The sequence below is a fragment of the Bradyrhizobium liaoningense genome, assembly GCF_018130825.1.
GTDB classification, from domain to species: domain Bacteria; phylum Pseudomonadota; class Alphaproteobacteria; order Rhizobiales; family Xanthobacteraceae; genus Bradyrhizobium; species Bradyrhizobium liaoningense_B.
The window spans coordinates 605,060-618,541 of record NZ_JAFCJS010000004.1; the positions used below are offsets into that span (position 1 = coordinate 605,060).

Annotated in this window: 13 protein-coding genes; 6 read left to right on the forward strand and 7 right to left on the reverse strand. The window is 64.7% G+C overall.

Annotation, left to right across the window (positions count from 1 at the left end; translation table 11 throughout):
* Positions 1-6 precede the first annotated feature (6 nt).
* From JQ603_RS21480 to JQ603_RS21500, 5 genes are all read right to left on the reverse strand, one after another.
* Entirely contained in the window at positions 7-1,845 is a 1,839-nt protein-coding gene (locus JQ603_RS21480; RefSeq protein WP_212342325.1) for an AMP-dependent synthetase/ligase, read from the reverse strand.
* A gap of 76 nt (positions 1,846-1,921) precedes the next feature.
* A complete protein-coding gene (locus JQ603_RS21485; RefSeq protein WP_212342326.1) occupies positions 1,922-2,710 on the reverse strand; it encodes an ABC transporter ATP-binding protein in 789 nt (262 codons plus the stop codon).
* 4 nt (positions 2,711-2,714) lie between these two features.
* Positions 2,715-3,473: an ABC transporter ATP-binding protein gene (locus JQ603_RS21490; RefSeq protein ID WP_018643391.1), complete on the reverse strand. Its 759-nt coding sequence runs from the start codon at positions 3,471-3,473 to the stop codon at positions 2,715-2,717.
* Positions 3,470-4,621 (reverse strand): branched-chain amino acid ABC transporter permease, encoded by a 1,152-nt coding sequence (locus JQ603_RS21495; RefSeq protein ID WP_212342327.1) that lies wholly within the window; start codon positions 4,619-4,621, stop codon positions 3,470-3,472. The genes JQ603_RS21490 and JQ603_RS21495 overlap by 4 nt, the downstream gene beginning before the upstream one ends.
* A gap of 4 nt (positions 4,622-4,625) precedes the next feature.
* Positions 4,626-5,501 carry a branched-chain amino acid ABC transporter permease gene (locus JQ603_RS21500; RefSeq protein WP_212342328.1) on the reverse strand — a complete coding sequence of 292 codons (876 nt, stop codon included), beginning with the start codon at positions 5,499-5,501 and terminating at the stop codon, positions 4,626-4,628.
* A gap of 262 nt (positions 5,502-5,763) precedes the next feature.
* Here JQ603_RS21500 and JQ603_RS21505 point away from each other — a divergent pair, with 262 nt between their 5' ends.
* From JQ603_RS21505 to JQ603_RS21525, 5 genes are all read left to right on the forward strand, one after another.
* A complete protein-coding gene (locus tag JQ603_RS21505; RefSeq protein WP_212342466.1) occupies positions 5,764-6,513 on the forward strand; it encodes an ABC transporter ATP-binding protein in 750 nt (249 codons plus the stop codon).
* Positions 6,510-8,036: a permease gene (locus tag JQ603_RS21510; protein ID WP_212342329.1), complete on the forward strand. Its 1,527-nt coding sequence runs from the start codon at positions 6,510-6,512 to the stop codon at positions 8,034-8,036. The genes JQ603_RS21505 and JQ603_RS21510 overlap by 4 nt, the downstream gene beginning before the upstream one ends.
* A 107-nt stretch (positions 8,037-8,143) precedes the next feature.
* On the forward strand, positions 8,144-8,956 hold the full coding sequence (locus JQ603_RS21515; RefSeq protein WP_212342330.1) for an MBL fold metallo-hydrolase: 813 nt from the start codon (positions 8,144-8,146) through the stop codon (positions 8,954-8,956).
* A 64-nt stretch (positions 8,957-9,020) separates the two neighbouring features.
* Positions 9,021-9,542 carry a hypothetical protein gene (locus tag JQ603_RS21520; RefSeq protein ID WP_212342331.1) on the forward strand — a complete coding sequence of 174 codons (522 nt, stop codon included), beginning with the start codon at positions 9,021-9,023 and terminating at the stop codon, positions 9,540-9,542.
* Between the two features lie 111 nt (positions 9,543-9,653).
* Entirely contained in the window at positions 9,654-10,706 is a 1,053-nt protein-coding gene (locus JQ603_RS21525) for an amidohydrolase family protein (RefSeq protein WP_212342332.1), read from the forward strand.
* A gap of 99 nt (positions 10,707-10,805) precedes the next feature.
* On the opposite strand, the gene JQ603_RS21530 is transcribed toward JQ603_RS21525, so the two are convergent.
* The gene (locus JQ603_RS21530) at positions 10,806-11,261 is read right to left on the reverse strand and encodes a cupin domain-containing protein (RefSeq protein ID WP_212342333.1); all 456 of its coding nucleotides are present in this window, start codon (positions 11,259-11,261) and stop codon (positions 10,806-10,808) included.
* A gap of 237 nt (positions 11,262-11,498) precedes the next feature.
* On the opposite strand from JQ603_RS21530, the gene JQ603_RS21535 reads away from it, so the two are divergent.
* Positions 11,499-12,053 carry a hypothetical protein gene (locus tag JQ603_RS21535; RefSeq protein WP_212342334.1) on the forward strand — a complete coding sequence of 185 codons (555 nt, stop codon included), beginning with the start codon at positions 11,499-11,501 and terminating at the stop codon, positions 12,051-12,053.
* Between the two features lie 141 nt (positions 12,054-12,194).
* On the opposite strand, the gene JQ603_RS21540 is transcribed toward JQ603_RS21535, so the two are convergent.
* A complete protein-coding gene (locus JQ603_RS21540; protein WP_212342335.1) occupies positions 12,195-13,451 on the reverse strand; it encodes an aminopeptidase in 1,257 nt (418 codons plus the stop codon).
* Positions 13,452-13,482: the final 31 nt, after the last annotated feature.

Consider the following 13,482-nt stretch of genomic DNA (forward strand, 5'->3'; position numbering starts at 1 on the left):
TGCGCCTCACGCCACCGCGCGCTCGCGATACATCGCGTCGATCTCGGCGGCGTAGCGCTTGTTCACGAAGCTGCGCTTCAACTTCATGGTCGGCGTCAGCTCCTCGTCTTCCGGGGTGAGCTGGCGCTCGATCAGGTAAAATCTCTTGACGGTCTCGACACGGGCGAAGTTGCCGTTGACCTGTTCGATCTCGCGCCAGATCAAGTCCTGGATCTCCGTCGCGCGGCACAGGCTGGCGTAATTGGTGAAGGGAATGTCGTGGTCCTGGGCGAACTTCTCGACGTTCTCCTGATCGATCATCACGAGGCAGGTCAGGTACGGCCGCTTGTCGCCGACCACGACGGCATCGGAGATATAAGGCGAGAATTTGAGCTGGTTCTCGATCTCGGACGGCGTGATGTTCTTGCCGCCGGAGGTGATGATGATGTCCTTCATCCGATCGGTGATGCGGACGAAGCCCTCGTTGTCGATGGTGCCGACGTCACCGGTGTGCAGCCAGCCGCGAGGATCGATCGTCTCCGCGGTCTTCTCCGGCTGGTTGAGATAGCCCATGAACAGGAAGTCGCCCTTGATCAGGATCTCGCCGTCGGGCGACAGCGTGACCTCGCCCCAGGGCACGGCGGTGCCGACCGAGCCCAGCTTGATCCGCTCCGCCGGCATCATGGTGGCGACGCCGCAATTCTCGGTCTGGCCGTAGAGCTCATGCATGTCGATGCCGAGCGCGAGATACCAGCGGATCAGTTCCGGCGCGATCGGCGCTGCGCCCGTAAAGGCGATGCGGCAGCGGTCGAGCCCGATCATGCGGCGAATGTTGCGGAACGCGAACTGGTAGGCAAATCGGTTGGCGATGCGCAGCGACAGCGGCGGCGCCCTGCCCTCGATGCGGCAATCGACCATGCGATAGCCGACCTCGATGGCGCGGCGGTAGACCCATTGCTGCAGCGGCGTCGCGTCCTTCAGCGCGATGGTGATGGCGGAATAGAATTTCTCCCAGATGCGGGGGACTGCGAGGAAGACGGTCGGCTGCACCTCGCGCAGATTGTCCGGCACGGTCTCCGGGCTTTCGGCGAAATTCATCACCGAGCCGAGTGCGACCGAGATGTAATAGCCGCCGATGCGCTCGGCGACGTGGCAGAGCGGCAGGAAGATCAGCCGGTCCTCGTCCTCCCGCGCCGGGATGAAGTCGTTGGCGTACCGCATCTGGTGCGTGACGCTGCGGTTGGCGTGCATCGCGCCCTTGGGCGGGCCCGTCGTGCCCGAGGTATAGACGAGAACAGCGAGATCGCCGGCGCTGCGGCTGTCGATCATCTCCTGCCACAGCGCCTCGCGGCCGACCATGTGGTTGCGCCCGAGCGCGCGGAACTCGTCGAACGACATCACCATGTCGTCGGAGAAGCCGCCGAGGCCCTCCATGTCGAACACGATGATCTTCTGCAGGGACGGGCAGCGCGCGCGGCATGTGAGGATCTTGTCGAGCTGCTCCTCGTCCTCGGCGAAGATCACCCGGGTCGCGGAATCGTTGACGAGATACTCGACCTGGGACGAGGAATCGGTCGGATAGATTCCGCTAGAGACGCCGCCGGCGCAGAGGATGCCCATGTCGGTATAGACCCATTCGGGCACGGCATTGGCGATGATGGAGGCGACGTCGCCGGGCATGAAGCCGATGGCGCGGAGCGCGTAGGCGATCTCCTTCGAGATCTCCAGCCATTGGCGCCAGCTGGTCGGCTGCCAGATGCCGAACTTCTTCTCACGGATCGCCGCCCGCTCGCCCCGCGTCTCCGCAGCTCGCAAAAAGCTCTTTGCGATCGTATCAGCGACCGTCAGCACCGCCGGTCGGGCCATGCACGTCTCCTCCTTGTCGCCTTCTCCCTCCGCTGCCTGCCTTGCCGGCGGTCTATGCGCTGGAGGGGTTACCCATCTAACGCCACGTTTTCTTCTTTTTCCAGCGCCGTTCGCCTCGCGCGCCGGCTTCCTTGGCGCCAAGGTAAAACTCCTGGATGTCCTGGGAATGCATCAAGCGGTCGCAGCTGTCGTTCATCACGATGCGGCCGATCTCGAGCACATAGCCGTAATGCGCGGTCTCCAGCGCCACCTTGGCATTCTGCTCGACCAGCAGGATCGACATGCCCTGCTCCTCGTTGACGCGGCGGATGATGGTGAAAATCTCCTTCACCAGCAGCGGCGACAGGCCGAGCGAGGGCTCGTCGAGCAGCAGCAGCGTCGGCCGGTTCATCAGGGCGCGGCCGATCGCGAGCATCTGCTGCTCGCCGCCGGAAAGCTGGCCGGCCGGCTGGTTGATGCGCTCCTTCAGGCGCGGGAAATAGCCGTAGACGCGCTCCAGATCCTCCGCGACGCCGTCGCGATCCTTGCGCGGATAGGCGCCCATCATCAGGTTCTCCCGCACCGAGAGGAACGGGAACACCTCACGTCCTTCAGGCACGTGGCTGAGGCCGAGCCGGACGATCCGGTCGGCTTCCATGCGCTGGATCGACTTGCCCATGAACTCGATCGCGCCCTTCTGCGGATCGAGGATGCCGGAGATGGTCTTCAGCACCGTGGTCTTGCCGGCGCCGTTGGCTCCCAGCAGCGTGACGATGCGGCCGCGCGGCACCTCCAGCGAGATGCCGCGGATCGCCATGATCGGCCCGTAATAGCTCTCGATGTTGGAGAGCTTGAGGATGATCTCGGGTGTAACGGCGGCATCCATCGCGTCAGGCTCCGAGATACGCGGCGACGACGTCGGGGTGCTGCTGCACCTCGGCGGGCGAGCCCATCGCCAGCACGCGGCCATAGTTCAGCGCAATGACGCGGTCGGAGACGCGGTTGACCAGCGACATGTCGTGCTCGACCATCAGCACGGTGACGCCGAGCTCGCTCTTCATGTCGCGGATCCAGAACGACATGTCGTCGGTCTCCTCGACATTGAGGCCGGAGGACGGCTCGTCGAGCAGGATCAGCTTCGGCTCGGAGCACAGCGCCCGCGCCAGCTCGATCACCTTGCGGACGCCGTAGGGCAGGCCCGAGATCAGCTTGTCGCGATAGGGTTCGAGATCGAGGAGCTCGATGACCTGCTCGACCCGGCGGCGGTGCACCTTCTCGCTGGCGCGCACGCTGGGCAGGAACAGCAGCTCCTGCCAGAGCTGGGTGGTGGAATGGCGGTGGCGGCCGACCAGGAGGTTCGACAGCACGGTCGCATTCTCGAACAGCTCGATGTTCTGGAAGGTGCGGGCGATGCCGAGCTTGGCGATGTCGTAGGGCGGCTGCTCGGTGATGTCCTGGTCCTCGAAGAAGATGCGGCCCGAGGTGGGCCGGTAGATGCGCGAGATCAGGTTGAAGATCGAGCTCTTGCCGGCACCGTTCGGCCCGATGATCGAGAGGATCTCGCCCTTCTCCACCGCGAACGACACCGCATCGACCGCCTTCAGGCCTCCGAAATGCAGCGACAGGTTCTCGGCGCGGAAATAGCTCATCGGTTGCGCTCCGACTTCACGTAGATCTTCTGCCGCTTGAAGGTGGCGCGCTTGTAGAGCGGGAACAGCTGGAAGAAGAGCTTGATCTTCAGCCAGCGGCCGTAGAGCCCGAGCGGCTCGAACAGCACGAACAGCACGATGATGATGCCGTAGATCGCGCCCTTCAACCCGTTGAGCGAGGCGAAGGCCGCGACTTTCGACTGGATATTGCCTGCCGTCGCCGAGCTCGCCCCGAATGTCGCGGCGACGCCGGCGATGATGCCGGGCATGTCGTCCTTCAAGTATGTGAGGAACGGATCGATCATCACGATGAAGATCGCCCCCAGCACCGCGCCGTGCAGAGAGAAGGTGCCGCCGATCAGGATCACGATGATGAACTCGATCGAAAGCTGGAGCGTGAACATCTCCGGCGAGATGAAGGAGAGCTTGTGCGCGAACAGCACGCCGGCAAAGCCGGTGATCGCGGCCGAGATCGCAAACGACTTCACCTTGTACAGCGCGACATTGACGCCCATGCTGCGCGCCGCGGTCTCGGAGTCGCGGATCGCGACGAAGGCGCGGCCCGTCGGAGAGCGCAGCAAATTGAGCGTGCCGACGATGGTCAGCACCAGCACGGCAAGGCACAGGTAATAGAAGGTCGGACTGTCGCGCGGCACGGTGACGCCGAGCAGCGACAGCGTCTTGACCCGCATGCCCTCGTTCCCGTGGGTCACGCTCTCCCACCGCGCCAGGATCTCCTCCACGATGAGGGCAAAGGAGATGGTGGCGATGACGAGGTAGATGCCGGTCAGGCGCAGCGCGGGAAAGCCGACCAGCGCGCCGATCAACCCGGTCAGGGCACCGGCGGCGAGAAAATAGACCGGGAACGGCACGTTGTATTTCTGCAAGTAAGCCGCCGTGTAGGCCCCGATCGCGAGGAACGCGGCATGGCCGAGCGAAGCCTGGCCGGTGAAGCCGGTCAGGATCAGCAGCGCCACGCCGACGGTTGCATAGATGCAGACGAAGACGAGCTGGCTCATCAGATAGCTGGAGAGCACGTAGGGCACGATCAACAGCAGTGCGATCAGGATGCCGTAGGAGACGTAATAGCCCGAATGCGGAAACAGCTTGATGTCGTCCTCGTAGTCGGTCTTGAACAGGAAGCGCATGCGTTCAGACCTTCTTGCGGACGTGAAGGCCGAACAGGCCTTCGGGCTTCAAGAGCAGCACGGTGAGCAGCACGATATAGGGGGCGACGTCCTTCCAGCCCTCGGCGAGATAGAAGCCGGCCATGCTCTCGATCACGCCGATCAGGATGCCGCCGACCACGGCGCCCGGGATCGAGCCGAAGCCGCCGAGCACGGCGGCCGGAAAGGCCTTGAGGCCGAGCACGAGGCCGACATTGGAATGGATGAAGGTGATCGGCGCCAGCAGCACGCCGGCGCAGGTCGCCACCGCCGCGCTGATCGCCCACACGATCGACACCACGCGCTTGACCGGAATGCCCATGTAATAGGCTGCGAGCATGTTCTCGGAGCTGGCACGCATCGCGGTGCCGAGCGTGGTCTTGTTGAAGAACAGATAGAGCAGCGTGCACAGGATCATCGTCGCCGCGATCACCGAGAGCTTGTCGTAGGCGAGGACGAGCGAGCCGATCCGCAGCACGCCCTGGCTGAACGGCGTCTCGATCTTCAGATCGTCGGTGCCCCAGATCATGCCCGCGATCGAACGCAGGAAATAGCCGAGGCCGATCGTGGCCATGATGATGGAGAATTGCGGATAGCCGAGGATCGGCCGCACCACCACGCGCTCGGCCAGCATGCCGAACAGCGCCATGGCCGCCACCGCACCGGCAAAGCCGATCCAGTAGTTCAGGCCCATCATGCCGATGAAGGTGAAGGCGAAGAAGCCGCCCAGCATCATCAGATCGCCCTGGGCGAAATTGACGACCTCGGTGGCCTTGTAGACGAGCACGAAGCCGAGCGCGATCAGGCCGTAGACGCAGCCGAGCGCAACACCGCTGACCAGCTGCTGAACGAAATCCAGCATCGCCGCGCTTCCTCCCGACGCAACCGGCGGAGCTTTTTTCCGCCTCGCCGCATCTTGTGTCCAGTCGCTACGCAGTCGTTTCGCTGCGTTAGCTCCATTTGTCCCGGCGCCAATTCAGCCTGAACGCCCGCGCACTGTCAACAAACGGTGACTTGCCTTTAGTCCAAGACGGATGACGGAATTTGCGGCAATGCGATTCACCGCGCCGAAACATCTTCGGGTCATGGTCGCGGGCGATGCAAAACCGGATGGTATGGCCGTCATGAAGCCGGACAACTCGGCACTGGAAGTCCGAGGGTTAACGAAGCGTTTTGACCGTCTGGCGGTCGACGGCCTCGATCTCACCATTCACGCCGGCGAATTCTACGCCCTGGTCGGTCCCAACGGGGCCGGCAAGACCACCACTTTGCGCATGGTTGCGGGCCTGCTCAGGCCCGACGCCGGCGCGGTCTCGATCTTCGGCATCGATGCGCTGGCAAACCCCGTCGCCGCCAAGCAGGTGATGGCGTGGGTCTCCGACGAGCCCATGATCTACGACAAGCTGACCCCGCTCGAATATCTCGAATTCGTCGCCGGGCTCTGGGGCATCGCGCCGTCGATCTCGGAACCGGTCGCGGAGGAACTGCTGAGCTCGCTGGGGCTCGAGCCGCACCGGCACGAGCGCTGCGAGGGCTTTTCCAAGGGCATGCGCCAGAAGGTGGCGCTGGCCGGCGCGCTGGTGCACGATCCCCGTCTCATCATTCTCGATGAGCCGCTGACGGGACTGGATGCCGTCTCCGCCCGCCACGTGAAGGGCCTGCTCAGCGAGCGCGTCCGCGCCGGCTGCACCGTCATCATGACCACGCACATCCTCGAGGTCGCCGAGCGCATGGCCGACCGCATCGGCGTGATCGCCTCGGGCCGCCTCGTCGCCGAGGGCACGCTCACCGAGTTACGCCAGCAAAACGGCCATGCCGACACCAGCCTGGAAGATCTCTTCATCGCGCTGGTGACGCTGCAGGAAGCCGCATGAGCTCGGCGACCGCGCTGTCCTGGTTCGCCCGGCACGAGCTCAGGCTCGCCTGGCGCGAATGGTTCGCCATGATGACTGGCGGAAGGCGCACGCGGGCGCGCGCCGCCGTCATCGGCCTGCTGTTCTTTGCTGCGCTGCTGCACGTGCCGGCCTGGGCCGTGATCGGCCGCTTCGCCGATCTGCAGCTGCCGCTCGACAAATCCTCGCTGATCGTGATCACGGCGACCATCTTTCTCGCCTGGACCTTGATGCTGTCGCAGGCGATCGAATCGGTGACGCGGGTGTTCTACGCCCGCGCCGATCTCGACCTGATCATGTCCTCGCCCGCGACGCTGGCCAATCTCTTCTCGGTCCGCATCGCCGCGATCGCGCTCACCGTCACCGCGATGGCGCTGCTGTTCTCGACGCCCTTCATCGACGTTCTCGTGATCGGCGGCGGACCGCGCTGGCTCGCGGCGTACGGCATCGTGATCGCGATGGGCCTGTCGGCCGCGGCGATCGCGATCGCCGTCACCATCCTCCTGTTCCGCCTGATCGGCCCAGCGCGGACGCGCCTCGTGGCGCAGATCCTCGCCGCCATCATCGGCGCCGGCTTCGTGATCGCACTGCAGGTCGCCGCGATCATGTCCTACGGCACGCTGTCGCGCTTCACCATCCTGACCTCCGGCAGCATGGCCGCCCACGCCCCCGAGATCGACAGCATCTGGTGGTGGCCGGCGCGCGCGACGATGGGCGACAACGAGGCGCTTTTGCTGCTTCTGGCGCTTGCGCTCGTGCTGCTCGGAAGCGTCATGGCGATCTTCTCGGGCCGCTTTGCCGACACCGCGATCGATGCCGCCGCTTACGGCAGGTCCGGCCGCCGCAGCGCGAAGCAGCGCGCGTTCCGCGGCGGATCGCGGCAGCAGGCGCTGCGGCGCAAGGAATTCTCGCTGCTCTGGCGCGATCCCTGGCTGATCTCGCAGACGCTGATGCAGCTACTCTACCTGGTGCCGCCGGCGCTGCTGCTCTGGCGCAATTTCGCCGAAAGCTCCGCGGCCCTGACGCTGATCACGCCCGTGATCGTGATGGCGGCGGGACAGCTCGCCGGCGGGCTCGCCTGGCTGACGATCTCCGGCGAGGACGCCCCCGACCTGGTCGCAACCGCGCCGTTGATGCCGTCGAGCGTCATCCGCGCCAAGATCGAGGTGGTGCTGATCGCAATCGCCGCCATCTTCTGCCCGCTGGTCGCTGCGCTCGCCTTCGCCTCGCCATTCCAGGCCGCGGTGAGTGCCGGAGCCATCATCGTCAGCGCGGCGTCCGCGACCGCGATCCAGCTCTGGTTCCGCGTCCAGGCGCGGCGCAGCCAATTTCGCCGCCGCCAGACCTCGTCGCGGCTCGCGACCTTTGCCGAAGCCTTCTCCTCGATCGGCTGGGCCGCCAGCGCCGCCCTGCTGCTCGCCCTGCCGCTGGCCGGCCTGATCAGCGGTCTGATCACCGCAGGCCTCGTCGCCATCACCTGGAAGTTCAGCCCAAAGCGCGACTAGATGGCGGGAATGACAGGTGCGACACTGACGCGCTGTTGATCGCCAACTGTTGGCGGCGCGCTGCATTGCACGCTAGACTTTCCCCTGAAGTCATCGGGGACGGATTCATGCGGCGACTGGTTTCGGCGGCTCTGGCGCTGTTCGGCGCATTCCTCACCCCTGCCCTCGCCCAGCAGCCCCAGCGCAGCGAATGCCTGGCGATGGCCAATGCCGCGCCGCGGGTCATGCCGGTCGTCTTCAAACAGGTGGCGGCGGCCGCGGAGGTCGAGATCACTTATGCCGGCCACTCCACCTATTTCATCGACACGCCCGGCGGCCTGCGCATCGCCACCGATTATAGCGGTGCCTATCAGGTGGGGCGGCTGCCCGACGTCGTCACCATGAACCGGGCGCACAGCACGCACTATTCTTTATATCCGGACAAGCGCATTCCCCATGTGCTGCATGGCTGGGGCGAGGACGGCAAGCCGGCCATTATCTCCGAGCGCATCGGCGACACCTTCATTCGCAACGTCACCACCGACATCCGCCGCTATTTCGGCGACGATGCCGGCACCGACATGATCCGCGACGGCAACTCGATCTTCATCTTCGAGGTCGCCGGCCTCTGCATCGGCCATCTCGGCCACCTCCACCACAAGCTCGACGACAGTCATTTCGCTCAGATCGGACGGCTCGACATCGTGATGGTGCCGATCGACGGCACCTACACCATGTCGCTCGACGGCGTCTCCGAGATCACCAGGCGGCTGCGTGCTTCGGTGGTGCTGCCGATGCACCGCTTCGCCACCCCGCTCGACGACTTCATGCGCCGGATCGGCCAGCAGTTCGAGATCGACCATCGCATCGATCGCTCGTTCCGGATGTCGCGAGATACGCTGCCGACCAAGCCGACGGTGATCATCCTCGACGGGGTCTGAGGCGCAATTTTCTCCAAGCCGGCTGCCGTCCTTTGGTGCTGATCTCCTGCAAGAGGAGATCGACATGACCGACTTTGCGCGACTGTTGCACGCCGATGGACCGAACCCGGAGCATGCCGCGGCACTCCAGCTTTACGGCCGCTTCGTCGGCGATTGGGAGGCCGAGATTACCGCTCACGGCCCCGATGGAACGAAGCACACAGCGCCCGGCGAAATCCATTTCGGCTGGGTTCTGGAAGGCCGCGCGGTGCAGGACGTCTGGATCATTCCCCGCCCTGCGGGCGCGCCGGCCTTGCCGATCGCCGGCAATTGGTACGGCACGACGCTGCGGGTCTATGATCCCTCCATCGATGCGTGGCGGATTTCCTGGTTCGATCCCGCGCGCTGCGTGTTCCGCCAGCAGATCGGCCGTCCGCGCGGCGATGACATCGTGCAGGAAGGCACGACCGACGCAGGCGAGAGGACGCGCTGGAGCTTTACCGAGATCACCGACGATTCCTTCCACTGGCTCGGCGAGGTCAAGCCTGCGACCGCAGCCGATTGGCGGCTCGTCGTCGACGTGAAGGCGAAACGGCGCAAGGCCTGACGACAGCGCCGCTGTGCTCGAGACGAAGGGCGCGGTTGCGCGCCGCGCGCTGCTGCATGCAAGGACGAACTGCTAGGCTCCCGCCACAAAATATAAAGGGAGCGAACGCCGATGGCTGCAAGCGGTCTGCCCGCCAACACGAGCGGGCTATTCGTCGAGCCGCGCGAGGACTGGCTCGCGCTGCATCAGGAAGAGATCATCGATCCCTTGCGGCCGATCGTCGATCCTCACCACCATCTCTGGAATCGCGGGCACCGCTATCTGATCGAGGAGATGGCCTCCGACATCGCCTCCGGCCACAACGTCATCGCCACCGTCTATGTCGACTGCCGCTCGATGTATCGCGCGCATGGGCCTGAGGCGTTCCGGCCCGTCGGCGAGGTCGAGTTCGCCAACGGCGTCGCGGCGATGAGCGCGAGCGGTGGTTACGGCAAGGCCGCGATCTGCGCCGGCATCGTCAGCCATGCCAATCTGCTGCTGGGTGACGCCGCAAGACCCGTGCTGGAAACGGAGATCGCCGCCGGCAACGGCCGCTTCCGCGGCATCCGGCATTCCTCCGCCTGGGACGAAGACCCCGTCGTCGCCGGCATGTATGCCAACCGGCCGAAAGGCCTGTTGCAGGACCCGGCCTTCCGCAAAGGGTTTGCCCATCTCGCCCCGCTGAACCTCAGCTTCGATGCCTGGCTGTTTCATCCGCAGATCGGCGAGCTGACCGAGCTGGCGCGCGCCTTCCCCGACACCAGGATCGTGCTCGACCATTGCGGCGGACCGGCGGGCGTCGGCCGCTTTGCGGGACGGCGCGAGGAGGTGTTCCCGCAGTGGCGCGCCTCGATCCGGGAGATCGCAACATGCGAGAACGTGGTGGTGAAGCTCGGAGGCCTTGCGATGTGCCTGCTCGGTTACGATTTCCATCTGCGCGAGAGGCCGCCGTCATCCGAGGAGCTTGCCGCGGCCTGGCGGCCCTATGTCGAGACCTGCATCGAGGCGTTCGGCGTGAGGCGCGCGATGTTCGAGAGCAATTTTCCGCCGGACAAGGGCCAGTGCAGCTACCAGGTGATCTTCAATGCCTTCAAGCGTATCGCCGCGCCCTTGAGCGAGGCCGAGAAGACGGCTCTGTTCTCGCAGACCGCGACCGAATTCTATCGGCTCGATTTGCCGTCGTGACAGGATCTGCGCCCTGACGAGAAGAGGGGCCGGGATGTTGATCCCGACCCCTCTTCGTCGTGGCCGCTGGGAAGCGTCCTTGAAAGCGTTATGAGATGACTAGCCGGCGCCCATCAGCGAGGCGGGACGGCGCTCGCCGGTGGAGACGAACATCCGCTTGAGCTTGTTGACGACGCGGACCAGGAAACCGATCATCACCGGATTGGTCTTGCGGCAGAAGGCGATCTTCTTGACGTGGCCTTCGACATGCCATTTGGCATGCGCGCCGTCGCGGAAGAAGATGACGTCGCCGGGGCCATAGCGCTTCGGCGGCATGCCTTCGCTCTCGAGCACGATCGATCCTTCCATAATCATGATGGTCTCGTCGATGTCGTAGTACCAGTTGAAGCGCCCTTCGGTGCAATGCCAGATGATTGTCTGGGCGGTGCCGTCGGCGCTGGTCGACAGGACGCGCGAGCGCGACACCGGATTGCCTTCGATGATCCAGGACGGCTCGATCGGCCGCAGCTCGAGCTCCACATTGCTACTACCGATTTCAATCAATGCGCGCGACATCTACTTCCCCGGGGAATATTAATATGTATGGCCGGGTCTCGGCCCGGATTGTTTCGAAAGATATTGGGAACGCTAGTAGCCGGTTTTTAATTCTTCCTTACGCAGGCCCCGACAATCAGCTGCAAGTTGCAGGTGCGAAGCGGTTAACGTCAGGATTTCCCTGCGAATCCGCGCAGATGAACCCATCTTTTCCGGGGTGCGACAAAGTGCGCGAAGTATCAGGAAGGAGCCACGCCGATGCCCCTCAGCCCAGAGGTTCTGACAGCCAAAGGCGAAATGGTCGCCCGGCTTGGCGACTTCGATATCTCCCTCGCGCCGGACGAAGAGCCCTGGTTCACCATCGACGGCATCGAAAGCCCGCGGCAGATCGGCAGTGACGGCTCCGGCGGCGCGTTCGTGCTGCTGCCGTCACGGAATGTGCTCTACGTGTCATCCGAGGGCCGCGCGGGAATCATCGCGGAGAGCTTCGAGGCATTCATCCAGCTCGTCGTCGCCCGCCCCTACTGGCTCGACATCCTCAAATTTTCCACCGGCGGCGACCTCTCGGAGATGCGGCGCGCGGCAGATGCGCTGGAGGCGACACTGGACGACGAGGACGGGATCAACGAGGCCCGCGAGGACATCCGCAGGGGTCTCGACCTGCCAGAGGCGGACGATCCGGTCGGCGCGCTCTACGAGGCGGTGGCTACTTCAGACGCCATCGTGCGGGCGACCGACGGCAGCCCGTTCACGACGCTGTTCAACCGTTTCAGCATCGACAACAACCCGATGCTGCGCAACGCGGCGGCGTGAGAGTCGGGAGTCACTGTCGCGAGGAGGTTCACCTCTCCCTGACGCGATTGCCGCGCACTCCGTCCTCATCCTGAGGAGTCCGCCTTAAGCAGGCGTCTCGAAGGATGGCCGCAGGGAAGCCACTTCTATATGCGAAGCGCGTTACTTGGCCCACTCGCCCTTGCGGAACACCGGGACCTTGCTGCCGTCGGCCAGAATGCCGTCGATGTCGGTCTCGGCCGAGCCGATCATCCAGTCGATATGGATCAGGCTCTGGTTGCCGCCTTGCGCGGAGATCTGTTGCGGGGTGAGCTGCGCGCCGTTGACGAAGCACTTGGAATAGCACTGGCCGAGCGCGATGTGCGAGGCGGCGTTCTCGTCGAACAGCGTGTTGTAGAACAACAATCCACTCTGCGAGATCGGCGAGGAATGCGGCACCAGCGCCACTTCGCCGAGCCGGCGGGCGCCCTCGTCGGTGTCGAGTACCTTGTTGAGCACCTCCGCGCCGCGCGAGGCCTTGGCGTCGACGATCTTGCCGTCCTCGAAGCGCACCGCGATGTTGTCGATCAGCGTGCCCTGGTAGGACAGCGGCTTCGAGCTCACGACATGGCCATAGACGCGGCGGCAATGCGGCGTGGTGAAGACCTCTTCGGTCGGAATGTTGGCATTGCAGCTGATGCCGTTCTTGGACAGCGAGGCGCCGCCCTCCCATTCATGGCCGTCGGCGAGCCCGATGGTGAGGTCCGTCCCCGGTCCCGAGTACTGCAGCGCGCGAAAACGCTGGCCGTTGAGCCAGTTGGTGCGCTCGCGCAGCACCGCATTGTGGCTCGCCCAGTTGCCCATCGCGTCCTCGCGATCGACGCGGGACGCGGCGAAGATCGCATCCGCGAGCTTGCCGACGGCGACGTCCTCGGGATCCCCAGGGAATACCTGCTTGGCCCAGGACGGGCTCGGATAGGCGATGATGTTCCAGTTGGTGTCGAAATTGACGATCTTTTCCAGCGCCGGCTGATAGGCCATGGAATTGGCCTTGCTGGCGCGTGCGACCTTGGACGGGTCCTCGCCCGACAGCAGCATCGGATTGTCGCCGACGATGGCGAGCCGCGCGGTGTTGTCGGAGAATGCCTTGGCCATGCCCTCATACAGCCAGCCGGCGGCACGATCGAAGCTGTTGTCGTGACCGTGGCGGTAGCGCGCCAGCGTCATCTCCTCGTCCGACAGGATCGGCGTGACGATCCCGGCGCCGGCCTTGTAGGCATGCACCGCGATCCGCCGCACCAGCGGCAGCGCGATCGCCGGCGCCGTCAGCAGCAGATCCTGTCCCGGCCGCAAACCCAGGCCCACCTTCACCGCCACCTCGGCAAGCCGGTCGAGTTTCGCGGGATCGATGGGAGTGGCGGTGATGCGTTGATCGGTCATGCCGGGTCCTCTGCCGAAAGTCTCTCGTTCA

Excerpts from the sequence above, each read along its gene's own strand:
- JQ603_RS21480 (WP_212342325.1), bottom strand. The coding sequence starts at position 1,845 with ATGGCCCGACCGGCGGTGCTGACGGTCGCTGATACGATCGCAAAGAGC.
- JQ603_RS21485 (WP_212342326.1), bottom strand. The coding sequence starts at position 2,710 with ATGGATGCCGCCGTTACACCCGAGATCATCCTCAAGCTCTCCAACATC.
- JQ603_RS21490 (WP_018643391.1), bottom strand. The coding sequence starts at position 3,473 with ATGAGCTATTTCCGCGCCGAGAACCTGTCGCTGCATTTCGGAGGCCTG.
- JQ603_RS21495 (WP_212342327.1), bottom strand. The coding sequence starts at position 4,621 with ATGCGCTTCCTGTTCAAGACCGACTACGAGGACGACATCAAGCTGTTT.
- JQ603_RS21500 (WP_212342328.1), bottom strand. The coding sequence starts at position 5,501 with ATGCTGGATTTCGTTCAGCAGCTGGTCAGCGGTGTTGCGCTCGGCTGC.
- JQ603_RS21505 (WP_212342466.1), top strand. The coding sequence starts at position 5,764 with ATGAAGCCGGACAACTCGGCACTGGAAGTCCGAGGGTTAACGAAGCGT.
- JQ603_RS21510 (WP_212342329.1), top strand. The coding sequence starts at position 6,510 with ATGAGCTCGGCGACCGCGCTGTCCTGGTTCGCCCGGCACGAGCTCAGG.
- JQ603_RS21515 (WP_212342330.1), top strand. The coding sequence starts at position 8,144 with ATGCGGCGACTGGTTTCGGCGGCTCTGGCGCTGTTCGGCGCATTCCTC.
- JQ603_RS21520 (WP_212342331.1), top strand. The coding sequence starts at position 9,021 with ATGACCGACTTTGCGCGACTGTTGCACGCCGATGGACCGAACCCGGAG.
- JQ603_RS21525 (WP_212342332.1), top strand. The coding sequence starts at position 9,654 with ATGGCTGCAAGCGGTCTGCCCGCCAACACGAGCGGGCTATTCGTCGAG.
- JQ603_RS21530 (WP_212342333.1), bottom strand. The coding sequence starts at position 11,261 with ATGTCGCGCGCATTGATTGAAATCGGTAGTAGCAATGTGGAGCTCGAG.
- JQ603_RS21535 (WP_212342334.1), top strand. The coding sequence starts at position 11,499 with ATGCCCCTCAGCCCAGAGGTTCTGACAGCCAAAGGCGAAATGGTCGCC.
- JQ603_RS21540 (WP_212342335.1), bottom strand. The coding sequence starts at position 13,451 with ATGACCGATCAACGCATCACCGCCACTCCCATCGATCCCGCGAAACTC.